This window comes from Citrobacter sp. Cf136 (assembly GCF_030333815.1).
Lineage (GTDB): Bacteria > Pseudomonadota > Gammaproteobacteria > Enterobacterales > Enterobacteriaceae > Citrobacter > Citrobacter freundii.
In genome coordinates this window covers 76,212-96,502 of the sequence record NZ_JAOWFE010000037.1, presented here as the reverse complement: position 1 = coordinate 96,502, position 20,291 = coordinate 76,212, and the positions used below count along the sequence as shown (strand labels likewise).

Here is a 20,291-nt window from a genome sequence, read left to right as displayed (position 1 = left end):
AATTTAGCGCCCTCATGTAATCGCTTACATGAGGGCCAATGAACGATCACAGTCAGACAAAAGAGTGTTCTCTACTCTTGAGCGACCTTACAGACTGGAGATTCATGAATGAATGCCTCTCAAAATCAGAAAAAAGCACTCTCATTTGGACTGGCAGTGATCCCTATTTTAGCCATGCTACTGCTGTTAATTATTGGCTACGGCATCATGGGGCTACGTATTGAACCTTTATTGCTTTGTTCTGCTGCAGTCGCCGCGGGCATGGCCTGGTGGCAAGGGTATTGCTGGGAAGACATCATTAATTCGGTGGTGGATAAACTCGCCAAAGCAATGCCGGTTATCATGATTCTTATCTGTGTTGGCGGCCTGATTGGTACATGGATGTTCAGCGGCACCATCCCTTACATGGTGTACTGGGGACTTAAACTCATCAGCCCCGAATACATTCTCATCGCCGCGTTCTTTTTGACCAGCGTCGTATCGGTGTGTACCGGAACCTCCTGGGGTTCCGCCGGAACGGTTGGCGTAGCGCTGATGGGGGTTGCCGCCGGACTGGATGTCTCATTGGCAGCAGCGGCAGGTGCCGTTGTTTCTGGCGCTTACTTCGGTGACAAGATATCGCCGTTGTCAGACTCCACCAACTTTGCGGCCATTGTCGCAGATACCACCCTTTTCGAGCATATCCAGCACTTATTGTGGACCACTATTCCCAGCTTTCTGCTTGCCGCCGTGGTTTATCTTATTGCGGGCCACAGCAATATGCTCGGCGAGGTCGCCACGCCGCAACGGGTTACCGATATTGTCAACGCTCTGGAGTCGCTATACCACTTCAATATCATTCTGATTTTGCCACCGGTTATTGTGTTGTGGGGCGCGATTCGTAAAAAGCCGGTCATTCCTTTAATGCTGAGCGCATGCGTATTAGCCCTGATTCTGGGCGTTGTCATGCAAGGACTCAGCATCAAGCAGGGGCTGGATGCCTTTATAGATGGGTTCAACATTACTATGTTCCCGCAAGGGAGTGAGGGCATTATTGCTGATGTTCCGCGCCTGCTGAACCGTGGCGGAATGTTCTCAATGATGAGCACTATTCTTCTGGTATTTTGCGCATTTTCTTTTGCCGGTGCCTTAACGTTAACGGGCGCACTCAACATTATCATTAACCGCTTACTGACGGTCATTCACAGCGTCGGTCAGTTAATTGCGGCAACCATTGGTACCACCCTTCTTGTTACCGGAGCGACAAGCGACGGCAAGCTGGCTCTTCTGGTTCCAGCTGAATTATTTAAAGACGCATACCGCCGCATGGGACTGGATACCAAAAATCTGTCCCGCACAATTGAAGACGCTGGCACCGTCATTGAGCCGTTGTTGCCATGGACCGCCGCCGGAGTTTATATGGCCACAACATTAGGAGTGAGCACACTGGATTTATTGCCATGGGCGATTCAGTGCTATGCCGCAATCTTCTTCGCCTTGATTTACGGCTTCACGGGAATCGGTATTGCGAAGGCGCCATCAGTGACAGAAACAGAAAAAAATATTACGGCAACAGAATAGGGAGAGCATGTAATGGATTTTAATAAGATTATCGATCGCCACGATACCGCATCGCTGAAATGGGACTTTATGGCGCGATATTTCGGCGAGGATACACATCAACTGTTGCCAATGTGGGTGTCTGATTTTGACTTTACTTGCCCGCCCGCTGTTCAGGAGGCTTTAACTCACCGCGTCGGGCACGGTATTTTTGGTTACAGCGAACGGCCACAAAGCTACTTTGATTCATTAATCTCATGGCTCTCAACCCGGCATCAGCTGGAAATCAAGCAAGAGTGGATCTGCAGTATTGAAGGTGTTGTTCCGGGATTATCGCTACTCGTACAAATGCTGAGCCAACCCGGTGAAGGTGTGGTCGTTCAGGGGCCTTATTATGGCTCATTCGCTAAAATTATCTCTTTGAACGGCAGACAGTTGCTGGAAAATCCGTTGTATGAGGACCCGGCTACCGGTTATCAAATGGATTTTGCTCACCTGGAAATGTTATTCCGGACTGAACGTCCACCGTTGATGATTTTATGTAATCCGCATAACCCAACCGGCCGTTGTTGGTCTGTTCAGGAGCTGGAACAGCTACTTACGCTGTGCGAAACCTATGATGTGACGTTGCTGTCTGATGAAATATGGGCAGATTTATTGCTTCCTGGAGAACAATTTACTTCAGTTCTGCATCTGGGAGAACGCTGGCATTCGCGTATAATTTCAGCCACTTCAGCCAGTAAAACGTTTGGTTTGTCGACATTGCGTATTGCTAATTTTCTGATACCGGCACCGGCATTGCGTGAACACTTTTTACGCCGTCTGGATGCACATGGGCTGGATGTATTCAATGCGCTATCCGTCGAAGCGAGTACGGCAGCATGGCAACATGGTGCACCATGGTTAGACGAGTTACTTGGCTATCTGGCTGAAAATCGACGCTGGTTTATTCAACAAATTGATGAACATCTCCCGTGGGCTCGGGTTGTTCCTTCCCAGGCAACTTATCTACTGTGGATAGATTGCAAAGCGCTTGGACTGGATGATGAGCAGCTCAAATGGGTAATGCTTGATGTTGCCGGTATTGCGCCTTCAATGGGAAATAGCTTTGGTCCTGCTGGAAAAGGTTTTATCCGCCTGAACATGGGATGTCCACGCGCCTACCTCGAAAAAGCAGTAGAGGGGTTGAAGCGTATTGCATTTACATCTTGCTAAATCTGCTCAGTAAACGAATCGGCCCTGGCGCAGGGCCGCTCGATATTATCAGCCATTTTAATGAAAAACCAAGTGATATAGTACCAGTTAGCCACCAACAGACAGGGGCGTCTAAGCGCGTTTTTGCTATTACAAGCTAAAACGAGGATTCAGGCACTATTATTTTCATTCACTATCCTCTTGTTTCATTTTCATTAAAAAATGCAACACATTAGGATTATTATCCACAATATTTGTGAATTTTCTCAATAACCTTGAAGCATCTTTTTTTCGATTATGATTAACATACCAGGTATGGCATACACCGTATAACAATGCGCTTTTTAACTCAATGAATTCATCATCCATGCCTGGATGTTGATAAAGAAAATTATCCGTATAATCTTCTATTTCTTTAATTTCATGAATTTGTTTAACTGGTATATCAAGCAGTGAATTACTGGTTTTGATCATTTCTAGCATTGAATAAAAAATCGTAGGCGATTGGTTTTGAAGAAAAACCTGATTTTTAAAGTCATCAATGATCTTTTCTTTTTCCTTAGTATCTTCTATAAAATATGTCAACTGCGCCAGGTGGCTCAATAAAGTCACATCATTTTCAGCGTCATTAGTTAGTTTCCATTTATCATAACTATTTTTGACATAAGCGCGTTGAAAACTCTCCTTATCTGGATAAGGATAATAAGGATGAAAGCTGAGTGCCTGCACTAAAAACCCAGCAGCGACGTCATCAGATAGTTCTGCACTATAAACATCTACGAAAGAAGCTGTCAGACCAGCCATCAAAAAGTTGAGCTCATCGTCTATAAAAGGATATCTCCCTTTTAAATCAATGACCTCACTCCTTATCTTTACGACCAGGTTAGCCATACCAATAGCGTCCATTTCATCTTTTCGGGCACTTAGTGTACGGGCATTTATATCAATGAAGAGGATCTTAGCTATTATCTCTCGCTTTTGAGCATCAGTTAACTGTGATTGCGAAATAATTTTATCAAAAATCTGATTAAACCATCTACTCTCTAAATTAATGCTATGCGCATTGGGTGATAACAACTTCCCGTTCAAACTATAGTGGATTTTCTCTATTTTATTATCACGTGTAAACCCTACCAACGTTACGACTGAGCGAGAATTCGCTTCAGCCAAATTAATTATTTGCTGTTTAGAACGATGAGTCAAAAACAATGTCGGAAATTGCCAGTTCTCAACCGCAAACGGGGGCACAAATTGGAATGAAGGATTCTCTTTAGATGTGGCCCTTTTCCATGTCTCCTCCATCTGGTGAGTGATGTCATAAGCATTTTCATCTGTATTACTACTGTTCCACCCCCCATCTTTTTCATTATAGAAGCCAGAAATGCTTATCTGTGCAAATTCAGGATATGGTTGGTAGAAAATCGCACAACCCATTGCAAAAAACAACACAAGCAATGAGAAACAACTCGACTTGTTGGGATAACGTCTTTTTTTTCGATGATAAATTAATGTAGTTATTAGAATGACAACAGAACCACATATGAAAGGAATCTTCCATTCATTCAGAAAAAACAAAAAAGAGGAAAAATTAAAAAAAATCAGTGCTGGCAATCCCAAAAAGGTGAGAATATTTCCGGAAAAAGTAGCAATGTCCTGGAATTTCATGAGGGGCCTATCTTCTGGTAGATATTGAAGATAGATTAAAAAATACAGCGCAAGATGACAAGGATTTCTGCCAAGAAGTTTATGTTAGTCGTTTGTTTTTTCTAGGTAAATGTTCTTATTCATGTAAAATCACCCCATCCCTAAGTAAAATTGTGGTTTTCATGTAATTCGGAGCTAAAACCTCCGCTCACAGAATGGCGAGGACCTGCGATTGCACGTCTTACAAAACTCCCACTTTGCATTGTTCAACTCATTGAAACAAATATATTGATCATCAGTTGCCTCAATTTTGTCACATCCGCAACGCGCAAAATGCACATTAGTGCTGAACAAAGCAAAACACTGCAATAGTAACTTGATGATTTTACGAGAAAAGGTGGTGCCGATAATAGGAGTCGAACCTACGACCTTCGCATTACGAATGCGCTGCTCTACCAACTGAGCTATATCGGCCCTGAAAAGGACATGTCCACGAATGTGAGCACGGGGTAGAAGGTTAAAACTAACCGGGCGACGCGTCAATGGCCTTGCGAATCAAACGCCTATTTTTGCATCATCCGGATTCAATTACGCACGAATCGTGTCGTCACAGGCATCCTGTACGCAGCAAGGGAACGCTATAACCAGCGGCGAACACGCTGCTCATAGTGTTTCCATTCCAGCCCGAAATGTTTTCGCAGTTGTTCCTCTTCAAAATCAATGTGCAATCTGGCAACCGCCAGCATAAACAGTGGTGCAACCAATATTCCAATCAGGCTACCGACGTAGAGAGCAAAAGCTAACTGGAGTCCACTCATTCCAAGATAGATTGGATTGCGGCTCCAGGCATAACATCCGCCAGTAACAAGCGTGGTCGATTTCTCTGCATGCAGTGGGTTTAGCGTCGTACGTTTCTTCCGCATCTGCCACGCGGTATGCAGTATCATCGCCAAACTGGCGCTAGCCAACAATGCACTTATTACAATAGTCGCCGCGCCAAATGTGAAACGCAGGATCGCCGTCAACGCATCCGCGATGAGGAATAATATTAAGATGAGTGGTGGTGGAAGCCAGACTCTTAATTTTGTCAGGAAATGACGCATGGCTATAGACTAACCTCGGAAGCGGTTTGATTAACGCTGATACCGCTATAAATACCCTGTAAAAGACACATAAACAAACAATGTTTCACTCAGAACTGGCTATCGTCTTCACCAGACAGGCAGGATCTGTAGTACCAACCTCGGCAAAAAAACCGGCATCAGAGGCATCCGCCCCTGATGTTCCCGACAGGTTTACGCTGAAAAAGTTGAATCCGACGCTGATTCAAACAGCCCTACAGACTGCTTGTAAAAACGCATAAAATCATCAAACATCACTGGCGGTAAAAATTGATAACCTTGCAGGTAATCCACATTATTTTTCCGCAACCATTGCTGCTGATAGCCATATTCAACGCCTTCCGCCACCATGCGTAATCCCAGGAGCCCGGAAAGATGAATGATTGACTCGAGCATAGGGATATGTTGCTCAACTTCTTTAATAGCCTTGATGAACGTTTTATCAATTTTGATTACATCCAGGTCTAACTCATTGAGATAGCAGAGATTAGCGTATCCCGTGCCAAAATCATCTAAAGCAAACAGTACCCCTCTGTTTCGCAACGATCGTATCAGCTCTTTGATAGCTGGAGTGATCGTTAGAGTCTGATTTTCGGTTATTTCAATCATTAATTTTATCGGTAGTCTTTGCGTTATCTCCATAAAGTTAAGGCATTCCCAATAAAAAACAGGATTACTTAAACCTGATGGACTGACATTAAAGGAGACGAATAGCGTTTTATTGATATCCTCGCTTCCGTCAACCAGATTACGCGCGACGGTGGTCATTAAATAGCTCGTTAACTCATTCATTAAGCCACTTTTTTCAGCCAGAGGTATAAACTCACGCTGAGAAATCGCATAATTATGGCCCTGTGGCCACCGAGCCAAAACCTCAACACCACAGACGTCCCCATTGATATTTACGATGGGCTGAAAATAAGGAATGATTTCTTCATTCCTTATTGCCATACTCAGTCGGCCAGAATCTGAAACATCATATGCATCACCATAAATTACATTCTCACCAGGATGACTGTTTGTCGGATAACCTTCATGCAATAAATTATTCCTGGTTAAAAAAATGATAGTTTCATTAAAATGAGAAAATCCCAGACGTGCGGTTATCCGCTCCCGATATCGATACACTGACTTAGTTGTTAGTGAGTTAGCAATACAAAAGTCGTGCAATTTTTCTTTTGTGAATGATGAATACAACATTTCCTCTTCAAATTCAGTCAAATGAAAATCAAAAATCGTCGAACCTTTAGTGACTTCCACAACCTCATTGGGTGCCATTAAATTGGCTCTTAGCTGAGAAATCAATTGATCAGATAATTCTCGTCCATTAATGAAAGCATACTCCTCGTATCCTCGATTAACAGAACGAGTTTCATTCATCCGAAGAACAATACAGTTGATGTTGATAAACTGCGTGCTATTTCTCTGAAACCATTTCCTGACCAGTAGCAATGGTAACCGGTTATCGATCACCAGCAAACAGGACGGGTATCGTGGAATAACTGACTGTGTACCAGAAATAAATGATCGCGCATCAACCAGTACCAGATTTGGCAGCCACGCTTTTATCCCTGAGAAAAGAAAAATATCATAACTGAGCAGAAAAACCTTTTTCGTATTCATAGTTACCACCAACTTAAATTTATGGCATAGCAGGTCCCTCGTTATATACACGAGAGAATATACAACACCTTCAGCCTCCAGCAATTATAAGGCGGTTCGTGAATTAACTTTATCCATAAGCCATGTCACGTAATTTCAGAGTTTATAATCACAATTATCCATATGCGTATTCCCATTAAATGGTAAATCCATTTTAAATATCAAAAAAGGAAAATTCCTAATTTTCATCAGTACAAATCCTTTTACTCATTTTCACTACAAGGCAAAACAAAAAACCACGAATGCAAGCAACGACAAAATATACAACCACAAAAATCAAAATACTAACACATTACCTTGATTTATGCTGCCCGACAAACCATGAGCGTACGTCGCAGATCTCTTATTGCATAGACATTTCCTGCGATACGGATGACCTTATAATAGAAAATATCCTGTTGAGACATAAGCAGTTCGGTAATGTCATCGGGAACATTGTCATTTTTATTTTTGACAATAGCCAAGCGACGAGTCTGCAGATATCCGTCGCGGTCTTTGCCAATAAAATTCAGGACAACATTACGATCTACAGCATAGTGCTTACCCTGAATATTAAGGCTCCCTATCTGGGATACCCGCCCTTCGGTAGCGGAAGAAATACGAAAAACCAACAGAACTTCACCTTCAATTTTTACGCCCTGAGTTTGCGCCTCCAGATGCAGGTAATTCTTGGCAGAGCAGGTCAGCGTCTCAGGTTCTTGATGGCGATAAAAAAAGTATGCTGTTATCACCGCAAGAAAGATCGTCCCGCTAATAAAGATAATTTTCGCATTCACGGGCAGCCCCTCCTTTATCCAGCGTACAGATCCCCAAAAAATTCTCTTTAAGATCATTACCTGCCGATAAATTATTATCATCATAAAAAACAATTGTTTTCTTGCCATCATGACAAGTCGCATTTATTTTTCGCCACATATCAGAAGATAAAAACGCTTTCGTTTTATCAGCATTATTGTCATCGGCGGTGTAAAGTTCACAATCACCTATTGCCCTGATATAGATAAAATTCGTGGCACCTGAATTAAGAGCTGGCAATATCAAAACAGAGCTCCCAAGAAAGGCAAACAATAAAATGAACAGAACAATATTTTTGCGTTTCGGTGTTGCGGGTGAGTTCACCGTTTCTGTTACCGAACGAACAGGTACATCTCCACTGAAAGATGACTGTTCATCATTGACCGAAGCATGGAACAAAAATCCCTGCCGGGGCAATGTTTCAATGGGATTATCGGCCCCCAACTCACTAAATGCTTTTCGCAATATACTGATACTTTTATTAAGGCTATGACCCGATGGGGCCATGCCATACTTTTTCCATACTTCTTCAATGATAAACTCACGATGGAGTTGTTGATTTTTATGGGCAATGAATAGCTCAAGTAGTCTCGCTGTAGATGCCGAAAGGATTATTGTAGTATCGCGATGTTTCAGGCTTTTTCTGGTGGAATCGTACTCAACCTGATCATTAATTATACTTTTCATACTACCTGACTCTTGAATACCGTGACATGGAGTACAAATGACCAAAGTTTCATCTGTGCTGAGCTGAATACTGCATTGTATAAAGATAGTTACAGTATAGGTTCGATATCTAACCATGACATATCGGATCAGACTCAATGCTTACTATTGATTGAGTTTGAAGCACCCCTGACCTACTGGGATGTATTTCTGCAACGCTACGATAAACTTTCGGTTTTTTGTTTTGAGCTCACTACTACGCCAGGTTTCACCCGGCAACACATAACGCATGGTGGCTTCATCATCGGTTGAATTGCACCCTTGGTGTACGATGATTTTAAAAAAAGTATTCCCAGTGTTTTTCAGTGTTCCGTTAGCCTCATCAATGGTGTAGGCCAGATTTATGTTTCTCGGGCGAACAACCAATATGGTGTCCATAGCGATTACCGGGAGAGCCTGCCCGCCTTTCCCTTGATTACGTTCGGTAAACAGCGTGATCGGCATTTCACGAAACAGAATTCGGTAATAGCGTTCTTTATCATCCTGCGGCCCGCGGTAGAAAATCTTAAAAAACTCACTCGCCTGCGGAGCCAGTGAAAAATTCAGCGGAGTAAACAGAAGTTCGCCTTCAGCAATAGCACTTCTGTTTTCACCTCCCGGTCCCGGCTTATCAATTTTTACTGCGCCGATACTGTATAAATTCTGTTTCTGGCTATCGTTATAGATTCGTTTACTGATAAATGCTTTATCCGATGGCATCTCATAAATGGTCGACTCCAGGTAGACTGCCTGTGTAGAGAATGCTGTCAGACCGGAAAGTAGAATAAATACCCATCTAAGCGCCAGACGACGGCGGTTCATGGCGTCACTCCCACCCAATTCGCCGTGACTTTTATCTCTCCACTGGCGCTGACGACACCTTCCCAGTCAGCGCCGGAAACGGTTAACATCGAACGCGAATCATTCATTGGGAAAAGCAATTTCAAATCAGTAGCATAATAGCTTCCATCGTCATTGTTATTTGCGTCCCAGGGCGTCTGTTGCCACTGCGCATCTCTCATACTGACTGCCGCTTCACTGCAGCTATTTCGTTTTTGCACCACGCCCCCCGACTGACTGTTGTACTGCAGAAAAGCGGGAATGGGGACGGACAGCCCGCCTTGCGCAGACGTAAACAGACAGTAAGGGACACTGTTTATCGTCGTACTTTCCCCAATAACTTGCGCGGTGATACTGTCTGCCTGACGGGGGCCTGAGACGGTTACGGTGTACTCCATTTCTATAGGAGCGGCATCGCCAATCGTGCCACTACCGCTCGCAGAAGCTGTGTTGTCCGAAGAGACGATACTGATCCCATACTCCTTCGGCACAATATTGAGCTGTAGCGAAGGGGTAAACTGGTAGTGTCCTGACTCTGGTGTTAAGCCATTATAAAAGCCGAAGGTAAAGGGCTGACTGTTAGTAATGCTGATCCCTGAATCGACAAGATTCTTCAAAAATGCTTTTGACAGAAAAATATAAATGTATTCTCCGGAGGTCGTAAAAACGTTGTAATAAGCAGTTGAAGTACCATAGTTATACCAGTTTGAACCATTCCCGGAGTATCTCACGGTGGCCGCTCCGGGCGTAAAACCAAGCATCGCCGTATCGACAAAAGCGCGAAACGTCAAGGAGGCGGTCAGATTGGCCGTTTGTTGCAGGTTATAACTCACCATTTTGCAAATCACACCGTCAGTACCGCCTACCACGCCAAGTTCGCAATAACCAGAGTCTTTGGTGATGCTCGGCGTACCGTCGCTGGCAACCCAAAGCTCCTGAAATGCGTTAGTCGAGACAAGTGACAGATGACCGCGTTTAGTTAACGTGTAATTGACGTAATTCCATGATCCTGTCGATTGGTCTTTGCACCGTTGCCCGGAAGAATAATCATAGTTTACAGAAGTATAACAGCGGTTGAACACGTAGGTTTCGCTGCTACCGGTAGGCACATTGCGAAAGTACTCATAAGCAGTATCGGTCAGGGAAGCGAATCCGTAGGCGCCACCAATAACGCCTGCGACAGAGCCGACCTGCGCATGATAAAAACCGTTTTTGTCAGTGCCCAATCCGGCAATAAACCCGGTTGATGGGCATTGGGTGCCACTATAACAACGGATTCCCCGGAAAGGCCCGTTAATCGGGGAGTTATCAATCCACATGTCCTGATAATAATTTCCAGGCGCAGTCCAGCCGACAAAACCTAAATACCCGAGACTCACCTGAGAGGTACCGTATTTTATCCACGTGTTTGACCCGCTGAAACGCGGATCAAGTGCCGATGGGGTAATAAAGTATTCACTATCAATGGCATTTTCGATAAACAAATAGTTATTGCTAACTGAGCCGGAAGAGATTGCATTCAACGCCAAAGCAGGCACAGGTGAAAAACTCCCTACGGCACAGATTACAGTAGCTAATTTAATTAATACTTTCATTTTATTACCTCTGCGCCATCGTGGTTTGCGTTGCACATTTCACATCGCCAACCCACGCTGCGCCGCGTGCTTTTTCCAAATCAAGATCGGCTTCGCATATGCTGCCATTGGCTGAAATTAACGTGATGACCGGATACTTTTTATCGATATCGATAGCAAACTCACCCTTTTCATCCGTACGCGTTTTACCGATGTGGTTATGGATATCGGTATTTGCAGCCAATTGTCCATCGGGATAACGAATGCGCCCGAATACAGTGACCATGCTTTTCACTTCAGGATTGATAACACCCACGTTACCCGGATATAGCGTCAGCTCCTGTTTGCGTCCTGAAACAATATCGAAGCTGTCCTCAGAGTTTTTATCATTGAGGATTTCCAGCTTGTACTGAGCATAGGGCGGCAGTGCAATGAAATTTGATTTACCGCTGAGAAGATAATTGCGGTTATTAATCTTCGCAGCCAGTTTCCCTTCACCGGTCAAATCTGTTTTCACAATGATGCCGGACCGCTGCCGCTCTTTACTCAGGCCGAAATCTTTACCTGCCCACGCCAGAGAACCCTGGGAAGAGAAGTTCATATTGGTGGAGTTGTCAGCAGAACGCGTTACCGATACGGTGCCGGCGTTATATTTCGTGTCATAACTCAAATTGCCGTTTACCGAATAATTATTGTCGTAATACTGTTCGCCACTCAGACGCGTTGATGCCGACAATCCGACCGATTTAATCGGGCCCTCAGCATACTGCTTACGCGCGCTGAGATTACCCTGAGTACTGCCATAACGATCCCGGGAGACGCCCATGCTCAACCAGGTCGCCAACGGCAATGATAAATCCAGACTGACATAACGTTCCTGTCGCCCATCGTCATTCCGATTGTTGTAGTAATAACGCTGAATACCTGCACGCAACCCAACCGTGGCATACCTGCCTGAATAAAGGGTCGTGCTGTAGTCCAGATTACGATATTTATTTCCCGAGTAGCGATTCTCCGTCTGACTCACGGTGAGCGAGCCGCCATGAGGAATAAACTTTCCGAGGTTAAGAGTCCCGCCAATGGAATAATTATCACGCTCCTGTATAGGCAGACGATCGCCAATTTTACTGTCTTCACGAGATGCCCATAGGGAACCGTATCCCTCAGGGACATTAAGGTTGATGTTACTGATATTTCGCCATGACGAATCGTTCGCCACTAGCGTCTGATTGCCAATGCTTACGTATTCACTCACATTGAGCGTGACATCCGTTTCATTAACCGCATTGTTGTCAAAACCGTAGAGCGTGGATTTCAGGCCCAGCCCCGATAATATCGCCAGCGTCACCGATGCGGCCCCCCCGGCAATCCAGGTCTGCTCGTTGCCCAAATCTTGATAATGATTTCGCTTGTAACTCACACGGTCATAATCCAGTGAGCCACCAAACAGTTGCCACGAAAGCTGATCAATCCCGGCGGCTTGTTGGCGGGCAAAGATTTTATTAACCCTGCTAATACGACTATTAATTGTCCGGCCATTGACCACGATATCTACCGTGACGTCATAAACACCATACGGAAAGCGACTGGTATCAATTTCATAGCTGCCCATATTAAAGTTCTGCACGCTGAGCAAACGCCCATCACGGAAGACATGAACCTCGCCAGCGGCTGGCAAAAATACGGTAATCGGCGTGAGTGAAAGCGCGGTATTCTCAACAACCGTACTTCCTTTGTTTCCGTAGCTCACACCGTAAATTTTCCCACCATTCAACGCATTCAAACTAGCAATAGACTGCACGTTCCAGGTGTCGAGCATCCCGAGCGCCAGTCGATACCCGTCATAATCACGCTCATACATCGCACGATAGAGTTTACTGGTGCCGTTGCTGTCGCCGATGCCGTAAAACGAACCGTTAATATTGATATGGTGCTCACGCAGCGATGTTGTATTGTCCACCGTCAGATAGCTGCGGGTACTGCTGCCATTATGATAATCGTTGTAGTAGGTACCAAAGTTATAGTTCAGGACGTTAGAGAGAGACTCCACGCTGGAAGGTCCAAGCAGGCTACTGCGTGCGACAATCGCTTCAGTTAACGCATCTTTGCTGACTATCATCTCCAGGTGAAATGAAGAGACGTTGAGTTGCAGGCGTGCATTGTCCGATAGCTCGATATTGGTGTTATCGTGAAATTTCACATCACGAATTTTTTCTACCAACGCACGAGTTTTTCCAGATAACACGGCATTATTAGGCAATTCAGCAAGAGTCAGGGCTTTAACTGTAATATTGCCATCAACAAGCGAAATCATCGCATCGGCAATTTTTTGCTGACTTTTCTCGTCAGTCTCGTTGTAACGAATATATACCGGCACCGTCATTCCCTGCTCCAGTGAACGGGCGAAAGCGCTGGGAATAACGTAATTACCCACTTTTACTGGGGCTGCATGTGAAGTTCCTGGTGTCAGCGCAAGAAAAAGACAAATGCTACCGCCGACAATATATTTTGTTGTCATATGCATCCTTACAATCCGGTATTTTTATTTATCCCGTACAGATGGCTGCTATTGACCATCACTTCACTGTAATAAACTGCTTACCGTGCCAGATACCAATGCGTGAGCGGCTATTACTAATGTCGGTGAACTGCAGTTTTATTTTTGTACCTGGCATAATGTAATAGCGTTCGCGACAACCTCGTCCCTGATCGCGAGCCTTATCCTTACAGGCGCCATAGGCGATCACACGAAACGAAACATTGCCAGTATTGGTAATAACATCGCCATTTCGGCTATATTCAAAACGTTCTTTTCGCGGCGCGACCACCAGAATAGTGCCAATTTCTGCCGACGCTGTTGCTACCGCCATTTTATTCGCCCGGGTTTCCGCGCTCTCGGTGACCGGCTCATCTATCCATTGCAGACGATAATAACGTTCGAGATCATCTGCTGGTCCTTTATAAAAGAAGCGGAAAACATCCTTTGCTTGACCAGGAAGAATAAGATTGGCAGGTGTAGAAAGTAACTCTCCGGAATTGACAGGCTTTATTTCGACTCCCCCCGCCAAAGGTGATGACAATTGTTTTACCGAAACACTGACATAACGCGCCGCATCAGTTGTATTAGTAATTTCTTTCGATAATGAACTCTCAGCAGAAGTCATTATCGATGTGATTTCACCCACATTAATTGCCCATCCGGGAAAAGATGCTACTAACCCTACCAACATCACTGCCGGTAAATATTTTTTCATGACGCCATTCCTGATAAATTCGGGAGAAAAAATTCTCCCGAATTTTTATTACTTAGGCAGACGGAGTCGTCCAGGTTGCATTAAACTGTACTTTTACATCGCCAGTCCAATAGCCGTCTGGCAGAGCAGAGTAATCCGTTACTGCCTGGCTACCATCAGAAGTCGCTGACGCGATGGTGAATTTGAAGTTGGATTGATCGCTGACACGAGCAGCACCGTTATAAGCGCCATCAGCCATCAGGCTTTCAAGACCAGAAGTCGAGCTGGAGTTAACCAGGACAGTATCTGATGAGTTAGTCAGCGCGGTGCCATTCCATGCCACCCCTACGTTCAGGGTAGACGCATCGCCACTGGCGTTGGTCAGCGTGTTACTAATGATCTGAGCAGTCAGCTCAAAATCAGTTGCCGTTTCCTGACCCTGAATAGTCACATCAAAAGCACCGTCCTGAGAGTTGAAGGCTTTCAGTCCTTCAGCATACTGGAAAGTCAAAGAGTTCAGCGGGGTGACAACCAACATACTGGTGGTATCTTTTGTTGCCGTCGCGTCCCACGAGGCAGTTGCAGAAGCAGTAACATCTGCCATTGCATTTGCTGCAACAAATACAGAAGCCAGAGAGGTTACTAATAATAATTTTTTCATTTTTATCTTCTCCTAAGAACAAACTCACCACCGAGTCTTATTTTTAAGTCACTCCAGCGGTTCCATTAATTGCGAGCCAGAATTGCCGCGCCAAAAAATTATCATTTGAATTAAGTAACATCTCAACAAACCCTGAAACGCAAAAATTACAAAAAACTAAGAATTTTCCCACAAAAAATTTTATCTAAGAAGTCTCCTAAGACAGAATTACTTGAAATGTGCCTTGCTTCAGAATTATCACCCACACAAATAAGCAATACCAAACAATTCATCTTTTTTATGTTTTTGATAAATATCAAAAAGATCATACAAATACCACCTAAGCAAAACCCTTACAAAACATAAAGATAATTAACGCCTCCATATTTTCTCTATAATGCTTATTATTTGTTGCAATTATGCTAATTTTTTAACTTCACAAGAAAATTCTCATGAAATATTCATATGAGGGGGAATATTCTTATAAAATAATCGCTAAGCTGGAGGATTAGTATTCGAATTGATAATTATTTCATATAAATAAAACCAGGAATTTTCCATATAAAAAGAATATTCCTGGAATATCAAGAGTTATATAACGCTCAACAGGAGAGATTTAGCTGAAACCTTTTAATCCCAAATAACTATTAAGTGTTACCGTTCGCACCCGATGTAGGGTAATCAAATTTTGTTGTTCGAGGGATTTAAATGACCGGCTAACGGTTTCAATTTTAAGGTCGAGATAACTGGCAATTTCCTCCCGGGAGAATGGCAAGTGAAGCGTCGTTTCTGGCCTGCCAATACGTAAATGCATCTCGTAAAACTCCACCAGAAAAGCAGCGATCCTGGCCTCAGCATGTTTATTCGCATAGCGCCGCAGTTTTTCAACAATGAATCCATTGTCCCTGCAGAGAAACTTGATGACTGCGGCAGCAACCGACGGATCCTTTTCTGCTACTTTGAACAACCGCGCAATATCGATATGACATACCTCCGCAGCCGTTGCCGCCTTAATCGTTGTCAGGTACTTCCCCCCTTCGACAGCATCCAGCGCCATGATATCTCCCGGAACATAAAATCGACTGATAAAATCGTTATCACCGCATTCCACGCTGGACTTGCAGTATCCCTCGTGAATAACAAAAAGCATGTTTGCGGCTTCATCCTGCCGGGCGAGTATCTCCCCTGCTTTAAACCTTCTTCTTTTGTCTATTAATCGGTGTTGATTATCACGATCAATTGCCGCTCCCTTTGGACACAGCGAACAATGGCGGGGGGGAAACGGGTTGCCGAGCGGCACTACAGGAATGCGATGTTTGTGAATATCCGATTTCACGCAACAACTCCTCATAAAAATGAGACTGATTCTAATAGATCGGGCCATGGGAACAATACGTGAACTGAAGACCAGGAAAATTCATGCTGGCAGGGAAAATTCTGTGATACATCGCCTTTCTGGCACAGGGACGCATGGGTCAAAACCAGACTGATGATGTTAAAACGCAGGATAGAAAAATGTGGCAGTGGAGTGAAGGTTGGAATTAACAGGGCGATGCCTTAATAGCCTTGAAAATCAGAGTGCTATTATGGAATCGCCCGTTTTCAATTACGCACGAATCGTGTCGTCGCCGAAGCCAACCCATTTGTATGTAGTCAGTGCTTCCAGCCCCATTGGACCACGCGCGTGCAGTTTTTGCGTACTTACCGCTACTTCCGCGCCCAGTCCAAACTGGCCGCCATCGGTAAAACGCGTAGAAGCGTTAACGTACACAGCTGAAGAATCGACTTCATTCACAAAACGATCGGCGTTGCGTAGCGTACGCGTCAGGATCGCATCGGAATGCTGGGTACCATGCTCGCGGATGTGGGTAATGGCGTCATCCAGATCGACGACAATCTTCACGTTCAGATCCAGCGATAAAAACTCATCGTCATATTGTTCAGCTTTTACCGCTACGACGTTTGCCGGTCCGGCCTGCAACATAGCCAGCGCAGCATCATCTGCATGAAGCGTCACGCCGCGTTCTGCCATTTGCTGACTTAGAGCAGGCAGGAAGCGCTCAGCGATACTCTGATTCACCAACAGCGTCTCGACAGTATTGCATGTGCTCGGACGCTGGGTTTTGGCATTGACGATAATCTTCAGGGCCGGGGCGATCTCCGCGGTATCATCAACATAGATATGACATACGCCAATGCCGCCGGTGATGACCGGGATAGTCGACTGCTCACGACACAGCTTGTGCAGGCCCGCGCCACCGCGAGGGATCAGCATATCGATGTACTTATCCATCCGTAGCATCTCAGCGACCAGTGCGCGGTCCGGGTTATCAATCGACTGTACGGCAGCCGCGGGTAAACCGCAGGCTTCCAGCGCCTTTTGGATAACCGCCACGGTGGCAGCGTTCGTCCGGTAGGTCTCTTTCCCACCGCGCAGGATCGCGGCATTGCCGGTTTTCAGGCACAGGGAGGCAACGTCAACGGTGACGTTTGGGCGCGCTTCATAAATTACGCCAATCACGCCCAGCGGGACGCGACGACGCTCCAGACGCAGACCGCTGTCCAGCAGCCCACCGTCAATCACCTGCCCGACCGGGTCGGCGAGATTACACACCTGGCGTACATCGTCAGCAATCGCTTTCAGACGCGCTGGCGTCAGGGCCAGGCGGTCGAGCATCGCATCGCTCAGGCCGTTGGCTCGCGCCTGCTCAACATCTTGTACGTTCGCGCTGAGGATGCTTTCGGTTTGCGCTTCCAGCTCATCAGCAATGGTTTCCAGTACGCGATTTTTTTCGCGACTAGAGAGCAGCGCCAGCTTATATGACGCGGCTTTGGCAGCAATGCCCATTTCTTCCAGCATATGCCTGTTCCTTAACGGGTGATCATGTCGTCACGATGGACAGCGACCGGGCCGTATTCGTAGCCCAGGATGGTGTCGATCTGTTGTGAGTGATGTCCGGCAATACGGCGCAGCGCATCGCTGTTATAGCGGGTGACGCCGTGGGCAATATCACGCCCTTCGAGATTGCAGATGCGGATCACTTCACCACGAGAGAAGTTGCCTGTCACGCTTTTAATGCCTTTTGGCAATAATGAGCTGCCGCGTTCCAGAATCGCTGCGGTAGCGCCCTCATCAACAGTAATTTCTCCGGCAGGCGGCGCGCCGAAGATCCAGCGTTTACGGTTCTCCAGTGGAGATGCCTGAGCATGAAAACGCGTCCCAACGGAAACGCCTTCCATCACGTCGCCAATGACGCCCGGTTTGCTGCCTGCGGCAATTATGGTGTCGATCCCGGCGCGGCACGCGACATCGGCGGCCTGCAGTTTTGTTCCCATCCCGCCGGTTCCCAGACCCGAGACGCTGTCTCCGGCAATGGCGCGCAGCGCATCATCAATACCGTGCACGTCTTTAATCAGCTCCGCCTGCGGATTGGTGCGCGGATCGGCGGTGAACAGCCCCTGCTGATCGGTCAACAGCAACAGCTTATCGGCTCCAGCCAGAATTGCCGCCAGCGCTGAGAGGTTGTCGTTATCACCCACTTTAATTTCAGCGGTCGCCACCGCATCGTTCTCATTAATGACCGGAACGATGTTGTTATCCAGCAGCGCGCGCAGCGTATCGCGGGCATTGAGGAAGCGCTCTCTGTCTTCCATATCCGCACGCGTCAGCAGCATCTGCCCGATATGAATACCGTAAATCGAGAAAAGCTGTTCCCATAGTTGAATCAGTCGGCTCTGCCCTACCGCTGCCAACAGCTGTTTCGAGGCTATCGTTGCCGGGAGTTCAGGGTAACCAAGATGCTCACGTCCGGCGGCAATCGCGCCTGAGGTAACAATAACAATACGATGCCCTGCGGCATGGAGCTGCGCGCACTGGCGAACCAGTTCTACGATGTGGGCGCGGTTCAGGCGGCGGGATCCGCCCGTTAACACACTGGTGCCAAGTTTTACCACCAGCGTCTGGCTGTCACTCATGATTCTCTGCCATTCAAAATTGGGGAAAATGATATCAAACGAACGTTTTAGCAGGACTGGCCCCGGTTGCCAACAACCAGCGCACAAAGCATGAAATTTTATTGCGCAGGATCAGCAAGCGTAGCGGCAGATTTTGACGCATTTATTACAGAAACAAAAAAACATCCTTTTTTAAAAATATTCTTACTTTGTCATAAAACGTTCATTGCCAGACGTTAAAAACCCTCCTGTCTTTTAACGGGGATCACACCCAGTGAATATTAGCGCGTACTTTTAATCAGGAATGAAAATGAAAAAGAGCACTCTGGCATTAGTGGTGATGGGAATTGTTACGTCGGCATCCGTACAGGCAGCGGAAGTGTATAACAAGAACGGTAATAAGCTGGACTTATACGGCAAAGTAAAAGCCATGCATTACATGACGGATTATGACAGCAAAGATGGTGACCAAAGCTATATCCGTTTAGGTTTTAAAGGCGAAACGCAAATTAACGATCAACTGACCGGTTATGGTCGTTGGGAGGCTGAATTCGCCGGCAATAAAGCTGAAAGCGATTCTAACCAACAAAAAACACGTCTGGCCTTCGCCGGTGTGAAATTAAAAGATTTTGGCTCGTTTGATTATGGTCGTAACCTGGGTGCGCTGTATGACGTGGAAGCATGGACCGATATGTTCCCGGAATTCGGCGGCGACTCCTCCGCACAAACCGATAACTTTATGACCAAACGTGCCAGCGGCCTGGCAACTTACCGTAACACCGACTTCTTCGGCGTCGTGGATGGCCTGGATCTGACCCTGCAATATCAGGGTAAAAACCAGGACCGCGATGTGAAAAAACAGAACGGCGACGGTTTTGGTACTTCTGTTACCTATGACTTTGGCGGCAGCGATTTTGCGGTGAGCGGCGCTTATACCAACTCCGATCGTACTAACCAGCAGAATCTGCAAACTCGCGGTACAGGCGATAAAGCAGAAGCCTGGGCAACGGGCTTAAAATATGATGCTAACGATATTTATATTGCAACGTTCTATTCTGAAACGCGCAATATGACGCCAATTTCCGGTGGCTTTGCTAATAAAACACAGAACTTCGAAGCGGTAGTTCAGTACCAGTTTGACTTTGGTCTGCGTCCGTCACTGGGTTATGTGCTGTCTAAAGGGAAAGATATTGAAGGCGTCGGCAATGAAGATCTGGTGAATTATATTGATCTCGGCGCAACGTACTATTTCAACAAAAATATGTCCGCGTTTGTCGATTATAAAATCAACCAGCTCGATAGCGATAATAAGCTGGGCATCAACGATGATAATATCGTTGCCGTCGGTATGGTCTACCAGTTTTGATATAGCATAAAAAAAGCCGGATGG

Annotated in this window: 16 protein-coding genes and 1 tRNA gene; 3 read left to right on the top strand and 14 right to left on the bottom strand. The window is 45.8% G+C overall.

Annotated elements, in window-relative coordinates:
• Nucleotides 1–108: 108 nt before the first annotated feature.
• Together nhaC and OGV98_RS14325 are read left to right on the top strand one after the other, a co-directional pair.
• Nucleotides 109–1,560, top strand: coding sequence for a Na+/H+ antiporter NhaC (gene nhaC / locus OGV98_RS14330; protein WP_003838742.1), 1,452 nt, complete (start codon nt 109–111; stop codon nt 1,558–1,560).
• Between the two features lie 12 nt (nt 1,561–1,572).
• Complete coding sequence (locus OGV98_RS14325) at nt 1,573–2,754, top strand: MalY/PatB family protein (RefSeq protein ID WP_279279033.1); 1,182 nt, start codon at nt 1,573–1,575, stop codon at nt 2,752–2,754.
• 165 nt (nt 2,755–2,919) lie between these two features.
• Here OGV98_RS14325 and OGV98_RS14320 read toward each other — a convergent pair whose 3' ends face one another.
• The 14 genes from OGV98_RS14320 to proB all read right to left on the bottom strand — a co-directional run bounded on the left by OGV98_RS14320 (nt 2,920) and on the right by proB (nt 18,922).
• A complete protein-coding gene (locus OGV98_RS14320) occupies nt 2,920–4,398 on the bottom strand; it encodes a hypothetical protein (RefSeq protein ID WP_032941279.1) in 1,479 nt (492 codons plus the stop codon).
• 377 nt (nt 4,399–4,775) lie between these two features.
• Nucleotides 4,776–4,851 (bottom strand) — tRNA-Thr (locus OGV98_RS14315).
• 164 nt (nt 4,852–5,015) lie between these two features.
• Nucleotides 5,016–5,480 carry a methyltransferase family protein gene (locus OGV98_RS14310; protein WP_202580745.1) on the bottom strand — a complete coding sequence of 155 codons (465 nt, stop codon included), beginning with the start codon at nt 5,478–5,480 and terminating at the stop codon, nt 5,016–5,018.
• A 192-nt stretch (nt 5,481–5,672) separates the two neighbouring features.
• Nucleotides 5,673–7,121, bottom strand: coding sequence for an EAL domain-containing protein (locus OGV98_RS14305; protein ID WP_286551635.1), 1,449 nt, complete (start codon nt 7,119–7,121; stop codon nt 5,673–5,675).
• 341 nt (nt 7,122–7,462) lie between these two features.
• The gene (locus OGV98_RS14300; protein ID WP_202580747.1) at nt 7,463–7,936 is read right to left on the bottom strand and encodes a FidL-like protein; all 474 of its coding nucleotides are present in this window, start codon (nt 7,934–7,936) and stop codon (nt 7,463–7,465) included.
• Nucleotides 7,911–8,642 carry a winged helix-turn-helix domain-containing protein gene (locus OGV98_RS14295; protein ID WP_202580748.1) on the bottom strand — a complete coding sequence of 244 codons (732 nt, stop codon included), beginning with the start codon at nt 8,640–8,642 and terminating at the stop codon, nt 7,911–7,913. The genes OGV98_RS14300 and OGV98_RS14295 overlap by 26 nt, the downstream gene beginning before the upstream one ends.
• Nucleotides 8,643–8,786: 144 nt before the next feature.
• Nucleotides 8,787–9,482 carry a fimbrial biogenesis chaperone gene (locus tag OGV98_RS14290; RefSeq protein WP_003031358.1) on the bottom strand — a complete coding sequence of 232 codons (696 nt, stop codon included), beginning with the start codon at nt 9,480–9,482 and terminating at the stop codon, nt 8,787–8,789.
• A complete protein-coding gene (locus OGV98_RS14285; protein WP_008324500.1) occupies nt 9,479–11,095 on the bottom strand; it encodes a fimbrial adhesin EcpD family protein in 1,617 nt (538 codons plus the stop codon). The genes OGV98_RS14290 and OGV98_RS14285 overlap by 4 nt, the downstream gene beginning before the upstream one ends.
• Nucleotides 11,096–11,099: 4 nt before the next feature.
• On the bottom strand, nt 11,100–13,592 hold the full coding sequence (locus tag OGV98_RS14280; RefSeq protein ID WP_003843781.1) for a CS1-pili formation C-terminal domain-containing protein: 2,493 nt from the start codon (nt 13,590–13,592) through the stop codon (nt 11,100–11,102).
• Between the two features lie 58 nt (nt 13,593–13,650).
• Complete coding sequence (locus OGV98_RS14275; RefSeq protein WP_003031363.1) at nt 13,651–14,328, bottom strand: EcpB family pilus assembly chaperone; 678 nt, start codon at nt 14,326–14,328, stop codon at nt 13,651–13,653.
• 52 nt (nt 14,329–14,380) lie between these two features.
• A complete protein-coding gene (gene ecpA, locus OGV98_RS14270; protein WP_003031365.1) occupies nt 14,381–14,968 on the bottom strand; it encodes a common pilus major fimbrillin subunit EcpA in 588 nt (195 codons plus the stop codon).
• Nucleotides 14,969–15,563: 595 nt separating this feature from the next.
• Nucleotides 15,564–16,283: a Crp/Fnr family transcriptional regulator gene (locus tag OGV98_RS14265; RefSeq protein ID WP_016149621.1), complete on the bottom strand. Its 720-nt coding sequence runs from the start codon at nt 16,281–16,283 to the stop codon at nt 15,564–15,566.
• Between the two features lie 270 nt (nt 16,284–16,553).
• Nucleotides 16,554–17,807 (bottom strand): glutamate-5-semialdehyde dehydrogenase, encoded by a 1,254-nt coding sequence (gene proA / locus OGV98_RS14260; RefSeq protein WP_202580749.1) that lies wholly within the window; start codon nt 17,805–17,807, stop codon nt 16,554–16,556.
• A gap of 11 nt (nt 17,808–17,818) precedes the next feature.
• Nucleotides 17,819–18,922, bottom strand: coding sequence for a glutamate 5-kinase (proB, locus tag OGV98_RS14255; RefSeq protein ID WP_003031373.1), 1,104 nt, complete (start codon nt 18,920–18,922; stop codon nt 17,819–17,821).
• 289 nt (nt 18,923–19,211) lie between these two features.
• Here proB and phoE point away from each other — a divergent pair, with 289 nt between their 5' ends.
• Nucleotides 19,212–20,267 carry a phosphoporin PhoE gene (gene phoE / locus OGV98_RS14250; protein WP_003843783.1) on the top strand — a complete coding sequence of 352 codons (1,056 nt, stop codon included), beginning with the start codon at nt 19,212–19,214 and terminating at the stop codon, nt 20,265–20,267.
• The last annotated feature ends 24 nt before the right edge of the window (nt 20,268–20,291 follow it).